We start from the raw sequence: 17,274 nt of genomic DNA, 5'->3' as shown, positions 1-17,274 counted from the left end.
GGATGGTTGAGTCACAGCAAAATGCTACAAAACCGGAGCTGTACGAAAGACTGATAGACCGTCTCGCAATGGCCTTGGATGTGGCCAAAACCGCCGGTCGGCTTCGCGATGAGCGCCCCCTGGAGCTGGAGCTGCGTGGCTTGAGCCCCGCAGAGTTTGAACTGGTCAAGGCGTACCTGGACCGCAGTGAGCGTGAGACGCACGGATGCTTGTCAGCAGCAGTGAAGCAACTCGAAGCACCACGTTCGGCCAAGATCATCTGGCTCAAGGACAAGGCACCCGGCAAAGGCTCGGTAAAGGTCCGGTCTTTGCAATTCAAGTAAGGGCACTGAGCCGTGGGATATGCTTTTTTGAAGCAAAGTCCTTCCACATTTGTTGTCGCATTGTGTCAATCCACCTAGGCTTCGGGCATCTATGGAGATGCCCGATGCCTTTTCGTTATTTCATTAAACAACTTCTACTGCCGCCCGGCATTTTATTGCTGTTGCTGGTGCTTGCCTGGTGGTGGCGCCGCTCAAGGCCGAGGCTGGCGGGGTTGTGTTTCGTCCTGGGCGTAGGCGGCTTCTGGTTGATGAGCCTGCCAGTGATGGTGGAGTGGAGTGCCAAGGCCCTGGAGCGCGAGCCGTCGCTGACGCGCGAGGAATGGGCAACCTTGGGCCGACGGGCCGATGCGATCGTGGTGCTGGGTTCAGGACGTGAGCGTGGCGACCCGGCCTGGGGTGTCGACCAGCCGACCGGCGTAGGCCTGGGGCGCGAGCGCTATGCCGCGCGCCTGGCCAAGGCGTCCGGCTTGCCGATTCTGACCAGTGGTGGTCTGCATTACGGCACGCCACCGACCGAAGCGAAACTGATGGCGGACTCATTGCTCGATGATTTTGGCGTGACGGTGCGCTGGCAGGAAGGGCGCAGCCGCACGACCTGGGAAAACGCGCAACTCAGCGCCCAGGTGTTGTTGCCAGAGGGGATCAAGCGGGTGGTGGTCGTGACTCAGGCCTGGCACATGCCGCGAGCGGTCTGGAGTTTTCAGCAGGCCGGATTTGAAGTGGTGCCAGCGCCAGTGGGGTTTTTAGGCGTGGACAATGCCCGGCCGCTGGGCGGCTGGATGCCGGAATTCAAATCGATCTGGCAGAGCGGGCAGTTGATGAATGAGGCGGTGGGGCAGATCGGGTATTCGTTGTTTTATCGATAGAAGTGCCGAATATAGAACCTGTGGCGAGGGAGCTTGCTCCCGTTCGGCTGCGTAGCAGCCGCAATATGGGTTAATGCGGTGTATCAGCCAGAATTGGATTGCAGGGTTTGGGGCTGCTGCGCAGCCCAACGGGAGCAAGCTCCCTCGCCACGGAACTTAAACAGTTTTCGCCATCCGGTTGGCCACTAACGCCCAGCCAAACAACAACACGCAAACAATGATTAACGGCCACGAACGCCATTGCAGGTACGGCGTCAGGTTGTGCATTGGCACCACTTCGCCGTATAGAATGCCGCGTTCAAACTGCGGGATCTGCGCAGTGATCTGGCCAAACGGGTTGATCAAACCGGTCACGCCGTTGTTGGTGGCGCGGATCATCCAGCGACCGGCCTCAAGTGCGCGCATCTGCGCCATCTGCAAATGTTGCAGAGGGCCGATCGAGGTGCCGAACCAGGTGTCGTTGCTGATGGTCAGCAGCAAATCGCTGCGGGCGGCGAGGCCTGCGGCGAATTCCGGGTAGACCACTTCGTAGCAGATGAACGGCGCAATCTGATAACCCTTGGCTTGTAGCAGCGCTTGATCGGCCGGCCCACGGGCAAAGTCGGACATGGGCAGGTCGAAGAAAGCGATCAGGCCGCGCAAGACTTCCTGCAATGGAACGTATTCGCCGAACGGCACCAGTTTCTGCTTCAGATAAGTGCCATCGCCTTCACCGACAACGGTAATGCCGTTGAAGAAGCGCTTCTCGTGGTGGACTACCTGGCGAATCGGCACACCGGTAATCAACGCGGATTTACGCTCGGCGGCGAAACTTCCCATCATGTTCAGGTAGCCCTCGGCGGACTCCTTGAGCACAGGGACCGCCGTTTCCGGCCAAATCAGCAGGTCGACGCGTTTGGAGCTCAAGCTCATGTCGCGGTACAGCGCCAACTGCGCATTGAGCTGCGACGGGTCCCATTTCATGCTTTGTTCAATGTTGCCCTGAAGCGCCGCGACGCTCAGTGGTGCGCCCGCCGGGCTGGTCCAGGCATGTTCCTTGAGCGCCATGCCGGCCACCCATGGGCCAGCCAGCAGCAACACGCCGACAGCGATGAAGCCTTTACGGCCAGTGCGCACCAGTCGCATAGCGTTGTAGAGCAGTGCAGCCGTCAGGGCCAGGGTGAAGGAAATCAGCCACATTCCGCCGACCGGCGCGAGCCCGGCCAAGGGGCCATCGAGCTGGCTGTAACCGGAATAGAGCCATGGGAAACCGGTAAGGAACCAGCCGCGAAAGGCTTCCTGACCCACCCACAACGCCGCAAATGCCAAGGCATCGGCCAGCGGTGCCTCGTTACGGCGCAGCCAGCGCGCCCAAATCCAGGCGGGCAGGGCGAAGAACCAGGCAATCGCCGCGGTGAAGAGCAGCATCAAGAATCCGGCCAGCAGCACCGAGGCGCCGCCAAAGTTGTGGATGCTGTAGTAGATCCAGCTAGTGCCCGCGGCAAACAGGCCGAAACCGAAACACCAGCCACGGCCCAAGGCTTGGCGGGGGCTCAGTTCACGCAAACCGGCGTAAAAGAAACCGACCGCCAGCAATGCCAGCGGCCAGATATCGAACGGCGCCAGGGCCAGGGTGGTGAGTGCACCGGCCGCCACGGCCAGCAGGTTACCGGGCCAGCCGGGGCGGGTGATACGGAGCATTTCAGTCCTTAGAATTACCGGGCGATAGGTGTCAAGCGCAGCAAATGAATCCGACGGCTGTCGGCGTTCAGGATGCGGAAGCGATAGGCGCCGATTTCAGTGATTTCGTTGCGTTTTGGCAAGTGCCCGAACGCGCTCATCACTAAACCGCCGACGGTGTCGAATTCATCGTCGGAGAATTCGCTGTCGAAGAACTCGTTGAAGTTATCGATCGGCGTCAGGGCCTTGATCAGGAAGTCACCGCTGGGCAGCGGCTTGATGTAGCTGTCTTCTTCGACGTCGTGCTCGTCTTCGATGTCGCCGACGATCTGTTCCAGCACGTCTTCGATGGTCACCAGGCCGGCCACACCGCCGTATTCGTCAATGACGATGGCCATGTGGTTATGGTTGGCGCGAAACTCGCGCAGCAGCACATTCAGGCGCTTGGACTCGGGCACGAACGTGGCCGGGCGCAGCAGGTCCTTGATGTTGAAGCTGTCACCGTTTTCCTTGAGGATCAACGGCAGCAAGTCCTTGGCCAGCAACACGCCCATCACGTCATCGTGGCTTTCACCGATCACCGGGTAGCGGGAGTGGGCCGAGTCGACAACGGCCGGCAGGAACTCGCGGGGTGTCTGGGTCGCCTTGATGCTGATCATCTGCGAGCGCGGGACCATGATGTCCCGTACTTGCAGGTCAGCAACCTGGATGGCGCCTTCGACGATGGCCAGCGCTTCGCTGTCCAGCAACTTGTTTTGATGTGCATCGCGCAGCAGCTCCAGCAGCTCCTGACGGTTCTTCGGCTCGTGGGCAAAAGCCTGGGTGAGCTTACCCAGCCATGACTTCTGCCCGTTGCTCGATCGATCTTCGCTCATAGCGATTACTCTGAATCCTTTGTTGTTACGGTAGGGGATGTGTCTGTTTCGTCGTCCGCATAAGGGTCAGGATGACCCAGTTCTGCAAGCAACGTTCGTTCCAGTGCTTCCATTTCTTCGGCTTCATCGTCATCTATATGGTCGTAACCAAGCAGATGCAAGCAGCCGTGAATGACCAGATGCGCCCAGTGGGCCGTTAATTCCTTGCCTTGTTCCGCCGCTTCGCGCTCGACCACTGCTACGCAGATCACCAGATCGCCGAGCAAGGGAATGTCGAGAAACTCATCGGGAACATCGGCCGGAAACGACAAAACGTTGGTGGCGTAGTCCTTCTGCCTCCAGGTGAAGTTCAGTTCACGGGCTTCCTCTTCGTCGACCAAACGGATGGTCATTTCGGAGTCGGCAGTACGCTGGCGCAGGGCCAGTTCGCACCATTGACGGAATTCGGCTTCGCTTGGGGCAGACGCTTCGGTAGCCAGTTGCAGATCAAGCTCAAGCATCGGGGCGAGTGTCCTTGGGAGAGAGCTTCGCCGGTTCGTCGGCTGTGCGATTTTCGAAGCGCTCGTAGGCTTCGACAATGCGCTGCACCAGCGGATGGCGCACCACGTCCTTGGGCATGAAGTGGGTGAAGCTGATACCCGGTACGTCTTTCAACACCTCGATCACGTGATGCAGCCCGGACTTGGTGCCTTTCGGCAGGTCGACCTGGGTGATGTCACCCGTGATGACGGCGGTGGAGCCGAAGCCGATCCGGGTCAGAAACATCTTCATCTGCTCGACGGTGGTGTTCTGGCTTTCGTCGAGGATGATGAAACTGTTGTTCAGCGTACGACCGCGCATGTAGGCCAGCGGTGCGACTTCGATTACTTGACGCTCGATCAGCTTGGCGACGTATTCGAAACCGAGCATTTCGTAGAGCGCGTCGTAGAGCGGGCGCAGGTACGGGTCGATTTTCTGGGACAGGTCGCCGGGCAGGAAGCCGAGCTTTTCGCCCGCTTCAACCGCCGGACGAACCAGCAGAATGCGGCGAATCTGCTCGCGCTCCAGCGCGTCTACCGCGCAGGCAACGGCCAGATAGGTCTTGCCGGTACCGGCCGGGCCGATGCCGAAATTGATATCGTTACCGAGGATTTCCTTCACATAGCGCAGCTGATTCAAGCCGCGAGGGCGAATCATGCCTTTCTTGGTGCGCAAGGCGACGGACGGTTCGGCGGGGGAGTGGTTGTCCAGTTCCTCGACGGCCGATTCCTGCAGAAACAGGTGAACAGTGTCTGGCGACAGCTCGGTACCTTTGGTTTCCCGGTACAGGCGGCGCAGCAGGTTTTCCGCGGAGGTAGTGTGCTTGGGCTCGCCGATCAGTTCGAACTGGTTTCCACGGTTGCGGATCTCGATAGCGAGGCGCTGTTCGATCAAGCGCAGATGCTCGTCGAATTGCCCGCACAAATTGGCGAAGCGGCGAGCTTCAAAAGGCTCGAGGATGAAACGATGTGGTTCTATGGGTGCGTTCAAGGTCGTATTTAGCCGCCCTGGGGCAATTATGATGAATCAAGGATAGCGCCAGTCGCCTGGGTGCGAAAGCTCTTAAATATCGCAAAGTCAGTCACCGTCCCTGTGGGAGCCGGGCTTGCCCGCGATGAACGATAACGCGGTTTGTCCGACGGACCGCGGTGTAGCCATCGCGGGCAAGCCCGGCTCCCACAGGTGACGAGGTGTTATGGGATCAGCGAGCCCCGCAGCGAGTGCGGTTGTGCGGCATCGATGTGCACGTCGGCGAACTGGCCGATCAGGGTCGGATTGTCGCAACGGAAGTTGACGATACGATTATTCTCGGTCCGGCCTTGCAGTTCGCCGGGGTCTTTTTTCGAATAATCGGTTACCAGAATCCGCTGAATGGAGCCCACCATTTGTCGGCTGATCTCAAAACCTTGCTGGTTCAGGCGATGCTGCAGGGCGTTAAGGCGTTCTTTTTTCAGTTCTTCCGGCGTTTCGTCAGCCAGATCAGCGGCCGGAGTGCCCGGGCGCTGGCTATAAACGAACGAGTAGGAGAAGTCGAAACCGACGTCTTCGATCAGCTTCATGGTCTGCTCGAAGTCTTTCTCGGTTTCGCCCGGGAAGCCAACGATAAAATCTGAACTGATGCAGATTCCCGGCACGGCGGCCCGCAACTTGCGCAGTTTGGATTTGTACTCCAGTGCGGTGTGGTTGCGCTTCATCGCCGCGAGGATCCGGTCGGAACCCGATTGCACCGGCAAATGCAGGTGTTTCACCAATTCCGGTACGTCCGCGTGGGCCTGGATCAGGCTGTCGGAGAATTCCAGTGGGTGCGAAGTGGTGTAGCGAATCCGGTCGATGCCATCGACAGCCGCCACTACGCGGATCAGTTCAGCCAGATCGGCCAGGCGACCATCGTGAGTGGTGCCGCGATAACCGTTGACGTTCTGCCCCAGCAAGGTCACTTCGCGCACGCCGTTTTCGGCCAGGTGAATGATCTCGGCAATCACGTCGTCGAACGGCCGGCTGACTTCTTCACCGCGCGTATAAGGCACCACGCAGAAGGTGCAGTACTTGCTGCAGCCTTCCATGACCGACACATAGGCGCTCGGCCCATCGATGCGCGGCTCGGGCAGGTGGTCGAATTTTTCGATTTCCGGGAACGAGACGTCGACTTGCGGCAGCTTGGTCAGGCGCGCGGCGTCGATCATTTCCGGCAGGCGGTGCAGGGTCTGCGGGCCGAATACCACGTCCACGTACGGAGCGCGATCACGGATGGCCGCGCCCTCCTGGCTGGCCACGCAACCGCCGACGGCGATGACCATGTCCGGGTTGGCCAGCTTCAATTCGCGCCAGCGGCCCAGCTGGGAATACACCCGGTCCTGGGCGCGTTCGCGGATCGAGCAGGTGTTGAGCAGGATCACGTCGGCGTCTTCAGCGCGAGCGGTGACTTCCAGGGCCTGATGTTCGCCCAGCAGATCGACCATGCGCGAGCTGTCGTACTCGTTCATCTGGCAACCGTGGGTTTCGATGTAAAGCTTCTTGGCCATGGACAGAGTCATCACGTGATTCAAAGAACCGCGCATTATAGGGAACATGCACCAAGGTTCCTACCGTTGCGCGTCCGGCGGCTATGCTATAGTTCGCGCCCTCATTTTTATCCCCGATGTGTTACCCGCCCACCATGACCAAACGTGAAGCTCCAATCTACAAGGTGATTTTCCTCAATCAGGGCCAGGTGTACGAAATGTACGCCAAGCAGATCTATCAAAGTGATTTGTGGGGCTTCCTGGAAGTGGAAGAGTTCGTCTTTGGCGAGCGCACGCAAGTGGTCGTCGATCCGAGCGAAGAGAAGCTCAAGGCTCAGTTCGAAGGCGTTGTGCGCAGTTTTGTGCCGATGCATTCGATCGTGCGCATCGACGAGGTCGAGCGCCTGGGCACGCCGAAAATCAGCGAAGCCCGTGGCGCGGTCGGCAATGTCATGCCGTTTCCGATGCCGATGCCTGAGAAGTAGGAAGCAGGTCTTTGAGGTGAGAACGGCTTTTTGTGGCTAGTGATGCTTGTGGCTGATGCTTGTTGTGGCGAGGGAGCTTGCTCCCGTTGGGCTGCGAAGCGGCCCTGAAATCAGCCGCCGCTAACTTCCAGGCAGACCGCGTGTGCTGACTTTACGACTGCTGCGCAGCCGAGCGGGAGCAAGCTCCCTCGCCACAACAAGCTCCCTTGCGATCAGCGAGCTCAGGGCAGTGGCGAAAACGGCGTACGCCCATCGGCGCTCTGCAATTCCATCAGGTATTTACGGAAAATTTGCCCCAGCACCTGGGTAGCGACTTCCAGATCTTCGCGGGGCATTTTCTCGGCGACTTCGTCGGCGGTGTCCAGCGCCTCTTCGGCACCGTTGACCGCGGCCATTTTCAGCACGATATACGCCTGAACGTTATTGGCCGGCACGCCTTCGCCGTGGAAGAACATGGTGCCGAGTTTGAATTGCGCCTGGGCGTGGCCTTGCAGCGAGGCCTTTTCGAAGTAGCTCAGGGCTTGATTGAGGTCGCGCGGCGCGTTTTTGCCGTCGTAGTAGAACTCACCCAACTCGTATTGCGCTTGCGCATCCCCTTCATCCGACGCTTTCTGACAGGCGGCGAGCGCTTGCGTCAGGTCTTGCGGCTGAGTATTGAGGGTGCAGCGACCCATCGCCGGGATCAACAACGAGTTGCCGCCTGCTTGTGCGAGCGCGAGCAGGGGCTGAAGGAGCAACAGGCAGCCCAGTGCAAGGGTGCGGCCGGTGCGGTTCATGGGAATCGACTTACCTCTGAGGGGCGCGTGGACCCATCGAGGGGATCCAATAAGCGCGCATTATGAAATAAGCAGGACCAACCTTACAAAGTCTTTACTCGTTTTTCTGCTGCGCGGGGAATATATCGCCCACTTTGCGCAGATTATTAGCAGATGAGTAGGAAAAAGGACGCGAATGTAGGTGAAAGCTGACGCTGGCAATCGCCAACGTCAGCGTTGCAGCTTTATTTTAGTGCGGCGAATGCACGCTCGGCGGCGTCCAGCGTCAGTTTCAATTCTGTTTCGCCGTGGGCGATCGAGGTGAAACCGGCTTCGAAGGCGCTTGGCGCCAGGTACACGCCACCTTCCAGCATCAGGTGGAAGAAACGCCCGAACAGGCCGGCATCACTGGCCATCACGTCATCGAAGGTCACGATGTCGTCGGCACCGCTGAAGTACAGGCCGAACATGCCACCGGCCTGAGTGGTCACGAACGGAATGCCGGCGGCATCGGCGCGCTGCTGCAGGCCATCGAGCAGACGGCTGGTGTAGTCGCTCAGCTCGGCGTGGAAACCAGGACGACTGATCAGGCGCAGAGTGGTCAGGCCAGCCGCCATCGCCAGCGGGTTACCCGACAACGTACCCGCCTGGTAGACCGGCCCCAGTGGCGCGATTTGCTCCATGATCTTGCGTTTGCCGCCGAAGCAGCCAACCGGCATGCCGCCACCAATGATCTTGCCGAAGGTGCTCAGGTCCGGCGTGACGCCGTAGTGGGCTTGGGCACCACCGAGGGCGACGCGGAAACCGGTCATCACTTCGTCGAAAATCAGCACCACGCCGTGTTTGTCGCACAGGGTCCGCAGGCCTTCGAGGAAGCCCGGTGCCGGTGGTACGCAGTTCATGTTGCCGGCCACTGGCTCGACAATGATGCAGGCCACTTCCTGGCCGACTTCGGCGAGCATGGTTTCCACCGCGTCGATGTCGTTGAACGGCAGCGTCAGGGTGTGTTTGGCGAACGCCGCCGGTACACCGGCCGAACTCGGCACGCCTTGGGTCAGGGCGCCGGAACCGGCCTTGACCAGCAGGCTGTCGGAGTGGCCGTGGTAGCAGCCTTCGAATTTGATGATGCTGTCACGGCCGGTGAAGCCACGGGCCAGACGGATGGCACTCATGGTCGCTTCGGTACCGGAGCTGACCATGCGCACCATTTCCATCGACGGCACGATCGAGCAGACCAGATCGGCCATCTCGGTTTCCATCGCGGTCGGGGCGCCGTAGGACAGGCCGTGTTCCAGCTGTTTGCGCACCGCGTCCAGCACGTCCGGATGGCTGTGACCGAGAATCATCGGCCCCCAGGAACCGACATAATCCACATAGCGCTTGTCGTCTTCGTCGGTGACGTAGGCGCCTTCGGCGTGTTTGAAGAACAGTGGCGTGCCGCCAACGCTCTTGAACGCACGAACAGGCGAGTTCACGCCTCCGGGAATGTGTTTCTGGGCATTGGCAAACAGGGTTTCGGAACGAGACATGATCGGGCTCTCAGAAAATCAGGATTTGAATAATTCGTTAAAGGCGCGGGCACGGCGCGTTACTTCAGCCGTGCTCTCGGCGCCAAACAGGCCATGCACCACCGCCAGCAGATCGACCCCGTGGGCCACCAGTGGCGCAGCGTTGTCCAGAGTGATGCCGCCGATCGCGCAGATCGGTAGATGCAGTTTGCCGCGGGCCTGATCGAGCAGATCGAGGCTGCAGGCCGGTGCGCCGGGCTTGGTGTTGGAGTTGAAGAAGCGGCCGAAGGCGACGTAGCTGGCGCCTTCTTTGGCGGCTTGTTCGGCGAGTTCGAGTTGCGCGTGGCAGGTCGAACCGATAATTGCCTGGCGACCGAGCAGTGCGCGAACCGGCATCAGCGGGCCATCGGTCTGGCCAAGGTGCAAACCGACACCAAGGCGTGCAGCCAGTTCGTAGTCATCGTTGATGATCAGCTGGGTCTTGTAGAGTTCGCACAAGCTGCGCAGGGATTCGGCCTCGCGCAGACGCCGGGCCTCATCACTACTTTTGTCGCGGTATTGCAGCAGAGTAACGCCGCCGTCCAGCGCCGCTTTTACATACGAAAGAAATTTACCGGCCAGTAACTGGCTGTCGGTAATGGCGTACAGGCCACGTAGTTTCATCGGACAAGCCTCTGCGCTTCACGCATAGAAAATTACGAACAGAAGTCCAGTGGCAAGCGGCGCGGCACGAACTGGCCTTTGCCCAGCTGCTCCGCATCACGCAAGGTGCGCCAAGTGTAGTCAAGCGCGCTCTGTACGGCACTGACGAGGTGCTCACCCTGGGCCAGGCGACCGGCGAGGGCGCTGGCCAGCGTGCAACCGGAACCGTGATAGCTGCCGGGCAGGCGCTGGCAGGTAAAGGTTTCGCGGCGACCGTCGCGGCTGTACAGGCGATTGTGTATTTCGTGTTCGTCGCCATGACCGCCGGTGATCAGCACGTGTTTGACGAACGGCAGGAGTTTTTCAGCGCACTCGTCCGCAGTGCCTTCGGGCAGTTCGGCGAGAATCCGGGCTTCGGGAAGGTTGGGGGTGGCAATGATCGACAGTGGCAACAGGCGTTCGCGCATGGCGTAGCCGACTTCGTCCTTGCCCAGTCGTCCACCGCCGCCGGCGCGCAGCACCGGGTCGCAGACCACCGGCAAATGCGGGTGCGCTGAAAGCAGTTCGACCACGGTGTCGACCATTTCCAGGGAACCGAGCATGCCCAGTTTGACGGCGGCGACTTCGCAGTCGTTGAGCACGGCGTTGGCCTGGGCCAGCACCCACTCGCGATCGAGAACGCGGAAGTCAGTGACGTTGACGGTGTCTTGCACAGTCAGGGCGGTGACGGCCGGAGCCGCATGACAACCCTGAGCGAGCAGGGCTTCGATATCTGCCTGCAAGCCGGCGCCACCACTTGGGTCGTGGCCGGAGAGACAGAGGACAACGGGGCGAGAGCTGTAGATATTCATGGTGCGCGAGCTTACCACCAAACATATTTTTTCGGGTGTTGTGGCGGCCATCGCGGCCGATACATTGTGGCGAGGGGGCTTGCTCCCGTTCGGCTGCGAAGCAGTCGTCAGTCAGGCGATGCTATATGTAGCCGACTGCCTGTTTTGGGGCCGCTACGCAGCCCAGCGGGAGCAAGCTCCCTCGCCACAGGAATCTCTATGCACTGGGGCATTGTCACAACCTGACCAAGCCAACAGCTCTAACTCAATATATAGAGCTGGAACGCTTGTTCTAGAGCCTTTGTAGGAAAAATTTCTATGGTGCTCAATGGCCATCAACGGCTATGCTAGAGTGGATCCAAACCAATAACAGGTAATACCGGTTTACGTCTACTCAAAAGGAATGGGGGGCTTCCTGACAGAACCGGACAGGCCACGCTGGGGCTTAAATGCGCTATTTGCTGATGTTGCTGTTGTGCTTGCCCCTCCTGGCGAGCGCCGTCGAATTCGACGAGTTCACCCAGAGCCTTCCCCTGGGCCGAACGATGCAGGTTTATGAAGACGCGGGCGGTCAGGCGACTATCGCCGATGTCCGTGCGCAAGCGGCGGCCGGGCAGTTCAAGCCCCACGATAAAGCCACCCTCAACGCCGGTTATTCGCGGTCAGCGTTCTGGCTGAAAATCGATCTGCAGTACCATCCGACCAACCCGGCGGCACAACGGTCCTGGTTGCTGGAGCTGGCCTATCCGCCCCTCGATCATCTTGATCTGTACTTGGCCGATGCTGGCGGTGACTATCAATTGGTCCGACAGACTGGCGATGCGTTGCCGTTCGCCACTCGCCAGATCCGCCAGAACAACTATCTGTTCGATCTGAACTTTGCGCCTGGGCAGGCGCAAACCGTGTACCTGCGCCTGCAAAGCGAAGGGTCGGTTCAGGCGCCCGTCACCTTGTGGTCAAGCACCGCTTACCTTGAAGAGCAGCCGGTGCGGCTCTATGTGCTGGGGCTGATTTACGGGGTGTTGCTGGGGATGCTGGTCTACAACCTGTTCATCTTCCTCAGCGTGCGCGACACCAGCTATCTCTATTACATCGTTTATATCGCCTCGTTTGGCTTGTACCAGCTGTCGGTGAATGGCGCGGCCGTGGAGTATTTCTGGCCGAACAATCCGTGGTGGGCCAACGCCGCGACGCCGTTCTTCATCGGTTGTTCAGGGTTGTTCGGCAGCCAGTTCGCCCGAAGCTTTTTGCGGACGGCGACCCTCAGTCGCTGGCTCGACCGTTTGCTGCTGGTGTTGATTGCATTCAGTGCGGTGGTGGTCGGGTTGTCATTGATGACCAGTTACGCCCTGGCCCTGCGTCTGGCGACGCTGCTGGCGCTGGTCTTTACCGTGGTGATATTCGCCGCCGGGATTTTCGCCTGGTGGCGCGGCCTGCGGGTCGCGCGGTATTTCATCATTGCCTGGTCGGCGTTCCTGCTCGGTGGCATCGTCAACACCCTGATGGTGTTGGGTTACTTGCCCAACGTATTCCTCACCATGTACGCCAGCCAGATCGGTTCGGCGATCGAAGTGGCACTGCTGTCCCTGGCCCTGGCCGACCGCATCAATGCCATGCGCGAGCAACAGGCTCAGACGCTGTTCGATGCCGGCCAGAAGCTCGAAGTGCTGAACCAGCAATTGGCTCACAGTAACAAGCTCAAGGATGAATTCCTCGCCACCCTGACCCACGAACTGCGCACGCCCATGAACGGTGTAATCGGTTCGCTGGAGTTGATGCAGACCGTCGAGATGAACCCGGAACTGGAGCAATATCAACAAACGGCCGCCGGTTCGGCGCGGGACATGATGCGCATGGTCAACGGCATCCTCACCCTGACCGAATTGCAGGCCGGCAAGCTCAAGGTTTATCGGGACACGTTCAGTTTGCGCAGTGTGGTCGAGGCCTTGCGCATGCAGTTCGATGGCAATGCGTCGGGCAAGTCGCTGGACTTCAAGGTCGAGGTTGCACCGGGGTTGCCGGATCGCTTGCATGGCGACAGTGACAAGCTGACGCAATGCCTGGAATGCCTGCTGGATAACGCAATCAAATTCACCCGTGTCGGCGGGTTGGCGCTGCGGGTAACGGGCAGGCCGGTAGCGTCCGATCGACTGGCACTGTCCTTTGCGGTGATCGATACCGGCATCGGCTTTACCGATTTGGACGAGGCAACGCTGTATCAACGCTTCTTCCAGCTCGACGGCTCGATGACCCGTGAATACGGTGGTTTGGGCGTTGGCCTGGCCATTTGTCGGCAACTGGTCGAATTGCTCGGCGGGCGCCTGAGCCACCGCTCGGAACCGGGGCGCGGCAGTCGCTTTCAACTGGACGTCGAATTCGTGCTGCCGATGGTGGAGTCTGCGCCTTCGATTATCCGGCAAACCTCCCACCTGCGTTTGCCTCAGGACTGCACGGTGTTGCTGGTCGACGACAACAGCATCAATCAATTGGTGATGCGTGGCATGTTGCTCAAGCTTGGGTTCCGCGTGCGCACCGCCGACAGCGGCCTCGCTGCGCTCGATTACTTGCAGCGTGAAACCGTTGACGCGGTGCTGCTCGACAGTCAGCTGCCGCCACTGGACGGTGTCTCGATCTGCTGCCGAATCCGCGCCTTGCCGGGTTGCGCCGAATTACCCGTGTTCATGATTGCCTTGAGCGCGGACCGGGCCTATTGCCCGAGCGACACCTTGGTCGACTACTTGAGCAAGCCGGTGAAATTCGAAGACTTGCAGGCGGCGCTCTATCGGCGGGTGCTCTGTCCAGGGCAAAGCGAAAGCGCCGACAGTTAGGCAGATATGCCACTTTGTTCAACTTCGGGGCGGTGCTTAACTGAAAGTCCCTTGGCTGACCAAAGGAGCCCCGTCATGAACCTGCATCAGTTCGCCGAAACCCACGAAGTCACCAACCAGCCACCGTCGCTGGACGGCACCAACCTCTATCGCATCGACCTGCCTTTGCAGGAGTGGTCGCGGCGTTTCGATGCCGGTTGGGCCGAGTCGCGGATCGACGCTTACGGCGCATTGGCCGGCGGGCCGCTGATGGAGGCGGGGTTTGCGGCCAATCAGAACAAACCGGTGTTCGTCAGCCATGACCGCTATGGTCATCGCATCGATCTGGTGGAATTTCACCCGGCCTACCACGAGTTGATGCGCACGGCGGTGGAGCATGGCCTGACAGGCTTGCCTTGGACCGACCCGCAACCGGGCGCCCACGTTGCCCGCGCGTCCATGACCTATTTGCACAGTCAGGCTGAAGCCGGCAGCGGTTGCCCGCTGACCATGACCTTCGCCAGCGTCCCGGCGATGCGCCTGCAACCGGATCTGGCCGAACAATGGTTGCCGAAAATCCTCGCCACCGAATACGACCCGCGCAACGTCGGTATGGCCCACAAGTCCGGGGTCACCATCGGCATGGCCATGACCGAGAAACAGGGCGGCACCGACGTGCGGGCCAACACCACCAAGGCGTATCCGGTCGGCGCCAGTGGGCCCGGTCAGGCGTATGAACTGGTGGGCCACAAGTGGTTCTGCTCGGCGCCGATGTGCGACGCCTTCCTGACCCTGGCCCAGACCGACAAAGGCTTGACCTGTTTCCTGCTGCCGCGTCATCGCCCGGACGACACGCGCAATCAGTTCTATATACAGCGGCTGAAGAACAAACTCGGCAACTGGTCCAATGCCTCCAGTGAGGTGGAGTTCCGTGGTGCCCTGGCCTGGATGGTCGGAGAAGAGGGCCGGGGCGTTCCGACCATCATCGAAATGGTCGCCGTGACCCGTTTCGATTGCATGGTCGGCTCCAGCGCGCTGATGCGCCAGGCGCTGACCCAGGCCAGTCATCACTGCGCCCACCGCAAGGTCGGTGGCAAGTTGCTCAGCGAACAACCCTTGATGCAAAACGTACTGGCCGATCTGGCCCTGGAAAGCGAAGCGGCGTTGGCCTTGAGTTTGCGCATGGGCCGGGCGCTGGATCATCTGGATGACGACCACGAAGCGAAATTCGCCCGACTGGTGACGGCGGTGGGCAAGTACTGGATCTGCAAACGCGCGCCCGCGATGATCAACGAGGCTGCCGAATGCATGGGCGGCGCCGGTTATGTCGAAGAAAGCATCTTGCCGCGGCTGTACCGTGAGGCACCGGTCAACTCGACCTGGGAAGGTTCCGGCAACGTGCAATGCCTCGACGTATTGCGCGCATTGTCGAAAGAGCCGGGCGTACTTGATGTGCTGTTCAGCGAGTTGGGCGACGGTCATGGCGACAAACGTCTGGCGGCGCACATCAGCCAATTGCAGACCGCGTTCAAGGACACCGGCGACATTCAATACCGCGCCCGCCAACTCACCGAAGACATTGCCTTGGGGCTTCAGGCCAAGTTGTTGCTGGAGGCGGGAAATGCGTCGGTCAGTGATGCTTTCATCGTCAGTCGCCTCGGTTCGGCCGGTCGGGTGTATGGAACATTGCCGCGCGGGCTGGATGTGGAAGCGATTGTGGCTCGGTCGACCCCGCAAGGATTCTGACCACAGTTTGATCAACAGCACTGAAACCTGTGGGAGCGGGCTTGCCCGCGATAGCGGTTTAACATTCAACATTGATGCTGTCTGACACACCGCTATCGCGGGCAAGCCCGCTCCCACAGGGTTTATCTGTGTCTCAGAATTGATGTGAGCCAACACGCCACTGTTCCCGTGAAGCGACGATGCAGGCAAGATGAAGGTCTGCAAGTCAGAACACAGGAAGCTGATCGTGACCGAAGCGTTTATTGTCGTTCAAACCGCCGAGCAAGCCGTGGATCGGCTTGCTGCCTTGCACGAGCGTGCAACCACAGCGCTGAATCAGGCGCTCAAGCGTTATCTCAAGGATCGTGTCGAGCCGGACGCTGAGCAGCGTGCTCTGTTTCGTTATCCCGAGTTGCGTCTGACCTACCTTTGTCAGGGCGAAGTCCCACAGACCACTCGCGCCTATGCCAAGGTTCAACTGCCGGGAACCTACAGCGTCACCGTCACTCATCCGGCAGCTTTCCGCAAATACCTGCTGGAACAACTTGTCCCGTTGATGCATGACTTCACCGTGACCGTGGAAGTCGGCGTCAGTCAGCAGAACATTCCTTATCCGTACGTGGTCGAGCAAGGCGATGAACTGGCCGGCTCCGGCGTGACGGCGGCGGTGCTGGCGCGAGTGTTCCCGAGTACGGATTTGTCGGCCGCCACCGATGGCATTGCCGATGGCTTGTACGATTGGGAAAACACCGACCCGCTGCCGCTGGCCCTATTCGACGCCGCGCGGGTGGACTTCTCCCTGCGCCGACTGGTGCATTACACCGGCAGCGACTGGCGCCATGTGCAGCCGTGGATTCTGCTCACCAACTACCACCGCTACGTCGACCAGTTCATCGTTCATGGCCTGGAGCAACTGCGCAACGATCCGCGTTTTGTACGCATGGTGTTGCCGGGCAACGTGATCATCGAAAAGAGCATGGACCATGGCGAAGCGTCGGCGATTGCCGCGGGCGTGGTCTGGCATCGTTACCAGATGCCGGCCTATCACCTGATCGCCAGCGACGGTCATGGCGTGACCCTGGTGAACATCGGCGTCGGCCCGTCCAACGCCAAGAACATCACCGACCACCTGGCGGTATTGCGTCCGCATTGCTGGCTGATGATCGGCCACTGTGGCGGCTTGCGTCAGTCACAGACCATTGGCGATTACGTGCTGGCCCACGCCTACATGCGCCGCGACGGGATTCTCGATCGCGTCGTGCCGCCGAACATTCCGATTCCGGCTCTGGCCGAAGTGCAGATGGCGTTGCAGCAAGCGGCCGCCAACATCACCGGTGAGAAGGGCGACGAGCTGAAGAAGCGCCTGCGTACCGGCACCGTGTTGACCTACGACGACCGTAACTGGGAACTGCGCTGGGCGCAGGAACGTCCGCTGATCAACCTGTCCCGCGCCGTGGCGGTGGACATGGAAAGCGGCACCATCGCCGCGCAAGGTTACCGCTTGCGGGTACCGTACGGCACGTTGCTTTGCGTATCGGACAAACCGTTGCACAGCGAAATCAAACTGCCGGGTTCGGCCAACGCCTTCTATGAACGCGCGGTCAGCCAGCACTTGAAGATCGGTATCGAGGCGGTGGATCTGTTGCGCACCGAACTCAACTCGCTGCACTCGCGCAAACTGCGCAGCTTCGACGAGCCGCCGTTCCGCTAACGGTTTGTCATGGTCATTTGGCGGTTGGGGCACTAGCATTAGCAGCCCTGACCGTTAGATGTTCCTTT

General features: G+C 60.0%; 15 protein-coding genes. 6 read left to right on the top strand and 9 right to left on the bottom strand.

Annotation, left to right across the window (positions count from 1 at the left end):
• Nucleotides 1-2: 2 nt before the first annotated feature.
• Both AB3226_RS10865 and AB3226_RS10860 read left to right on the top strand, forming a co-directional pair.
• Nucleotides 3-323: a hypothetical protein gene (locus AB3226_RS10865; protein WP_367373076.1), complete on the top strand. Its 321-nt coding sequence runs from the start codon at nucleotides 3-5 to the stop codon at nucleotides 321-323.
• A gap of 104 nt (nucleotides 324-427) precedes the next feature.
• Nucleotides 428-1,189, top strand: a complete 762-nt coding sequence (locus AB3226_RS10860) for a YdcF family protein (RefSeq protein WP_367373075.1) — start codon at nucleotides 428-430, stop codon at nucleotides 1,187-1,189.
• A 156-nt stretch (nucleotides 1,190-1,345) separates the two neighbouring features.
• On the opposite strand, the gene lnt is transcribed toward AB3226_RS10860, so the two are convergent.
• The 5 genes from lnt to miaB form a co-directional block, all read right to left on the bottom strand.
• Nucleotides 1,346-2,869 carry an apolipoprotein N-acyltransferase gene (gene lnt, locus AB3226_RS10855; RefSeq protein ID WP_367373074.1) on the bottom strand — a complete coding sequence of 508 codons (1,524 nt, stop codon included), beginning with the start codon at nucleotides 2,867-2,869 and terminating at the stop codon, nucleotides 1,346-1,348.
• A gap of 14 nt (nucleotides 2,870-2,883) precedes the next feature.
• Nucleotides 2,884-3,723 carry an HlyC/CorC family transporter gene (locus AB3226_RS10850; protein ID WP_007894419.1) on the bottom strand — a complete coding sequence of 280 codons (840 nt, stop codon included), beginning with the start codon at nucleotides 3,721-3,723 and terminating at the stop codon, nucleotides 2,884-2,886.
• Between the two features lie 5 nt (nucleotides 3,724-3,728).
• A complete protein-coding gene (gene ybeY / locus AB3226_RS10845) occupies nucleotides 3,729-4,223 on the bottom strand; it encodes an rRNA maturation RNase YbeY (protein WP_367373073.1) in 495 nt (164 codons plus the stop codon).
• Nucleotides 4,216-5,232, bottom strand: a complete 1,017-nt coding sequence (locus tag AB3226_RS10840) for a PhoH family protein (protein ID WP_367373072.1) — start codon at nucleotides 5,230-5,232, stop codon at nucleotides 4,216-4,218. The genes ybeY and AB3226_RS10840 overlap by 8 nt, the downstream gene beginning before the upstream one ends.
• 203 nt (nucleotides 5,233-5,435) lie before the next feature.
• Nucleotides 5,436-6,764, bottom strand: coding sequence for a tRNA (N6-isopentenyl adenosine(37)-C2)-methylthiotransferase MiaB (miaB, locus tag AB3226_RS10835; RefSeq protein ID WP_367373071.1), 1,329 nt, complete (start codon nucleotides 6,762-6,764; stop codon nucleotides 5,436-5,438).
• Nucleotides 6,765-6,898: 134 nt separating this feature from the next.
• On the opposite strand from miaB, the gene AB3226_RS10830 reads away from it, so the two are divergent.
• Nucleotides 6,899-7,228, top strand: a complete 330-nt coding sequence (locus AB3226_RS10830; protein WP_007894425.1) for a DUF1820 family protein — start codon at nucleotides 6,899-6,901, stop codon at nucleotides 7,226-7,228.
• 221 nt (nucleotides 7,229-7,449) lie between these two features.
• On the opposite strand, the gene AB3226_RS10825 is transcribed toward AB3226_RS10830, so the two are convergent.
• The 4 genes from AB3226_RS10825 to AB3226_RS10810 form a co-directional block, all read right to left on the bottom strand.
• Nucleotides 7,450-8,004: a tetratricopeptide repeat protein gene (locus AB3226_RS10825; RefSeq protein WP_008070087.1), complete on the bottom strand. Its 555-nt coding sequence runs from the start codon at nucleotides 8,002-8,004 to the stop codon at nucleotides 7,450-7,452.
• A gap of 224 nt (nucleotides 8,005-8,228) precedes the next feature.
• Complete coding sequence (gene hemL, locus AB3226_RS10820) at nucleotides 8,229-9,512, bottom strand: glutamate-1-semialdehyde 2,1-aminomutase (RefSeq protein WP_367373070.1); 1,284 nt, start codon at nucleotides 9,510-9,512, stop codon at nucleotides 8,229-8,231.
• Between the two features lie 18 nt (nucleotides 9,513-9,530).
• Entirely contained in the window at nucleotides 9,531-10,154 is a 624-nt protein-coding gene (gene thiE, locus AB3226_RS10815) for a thiamine phosphate synthase (RefSeq protein ID WP_367373069.1), read from the bottom strand.
• Between the two features lie 32 nt (nucleotides 10,155-10,186).
• The gene (locus tag AB3226_RS10810; RefSeq protein WP_367373068.1) at nucleotides 10,187-10,984 is read right to left on the bottom strand and encodes a hydroxymethylpyrimidine/phosphomethylpyrimidine kinase; all 798 of its coding nucleotides are present in this window, start codon (nucleotides 10,982-10,984) and stop codon (nucleotides 10,187-10,189) included.
• A 428-nt stretch (nucleotides 10,985-11,412) separates the two neighbouring features.
• On the opposite strand from AB3226_RS10810, the gene AB3226_RS10805 reads away from it, so the two are divergent.
• The 3 genes from AB3226_RS10805 (at nucleotide 11,413) to amn (ending at nucleotide 17,206) form a co-directional block, all read left to right on the top strand.
• The gene (locus AB3226_RS10805; RefSeq protein WP_367373067.1) at nucleotides 11,413-13,791 is read left to right on the top strand and encodes a 7TM diverse intracellular signaling domain-containing protein; all 2,379 of its coding nucleotides are present in this window, start codon (nucleotides 11,413-11,415) and stop codon (nucleotides 13,789-13,791) included.
• 75 nt (nucleotides 13,792-13,866) lie between these two features.
• The gene (locus AB3226_RS10800; RefSeq protein ID WP_367373066.1) at nucleotides 13,867-15,516 is read left to right on the top strand and encodes an acyl-CoA dehydrogenase family protein; all 1,650 of its coding nucleotides are present in this window, start codon (nucleotides 13,867-13,869) and stop codon (nucleotides 15,514-15,516) included.
• A gap of 190 nt (nucleotides 15,517-15,706) precedes the next feature.
• Nucleotides 15,707-17,206 carry an AMP nucleosidase gene (amn, locus tag AB3226_RS10795; protein WP_367373065.1) on the top strand — a complete coding sequence of 500 codons (1,500 nt, stop codon included), beginning with the start codon at nucleotides 15,707-15,709 and terminating at the stop codon, nucleotides 17,204-17,206.
• Nucleotides 17,207-17,274: the final 68 nt, after the last annotated feature.

It is taken from the genome of Pseudomonas lini, from assembly GCF_964063345.1.
GTDB classification, from domain to species: Bacteria; Pseudomonadota; Gammaproteobacteria; order Pseudomonadales; family Pseudomonadaceae; genus Aquipseudomonas; species Aquipseudomonas lini_B.
Note: the sequence above shows the minus strand (reverse complement) of the source record. Positions and strands in the feature narration are given on the sequence as shown.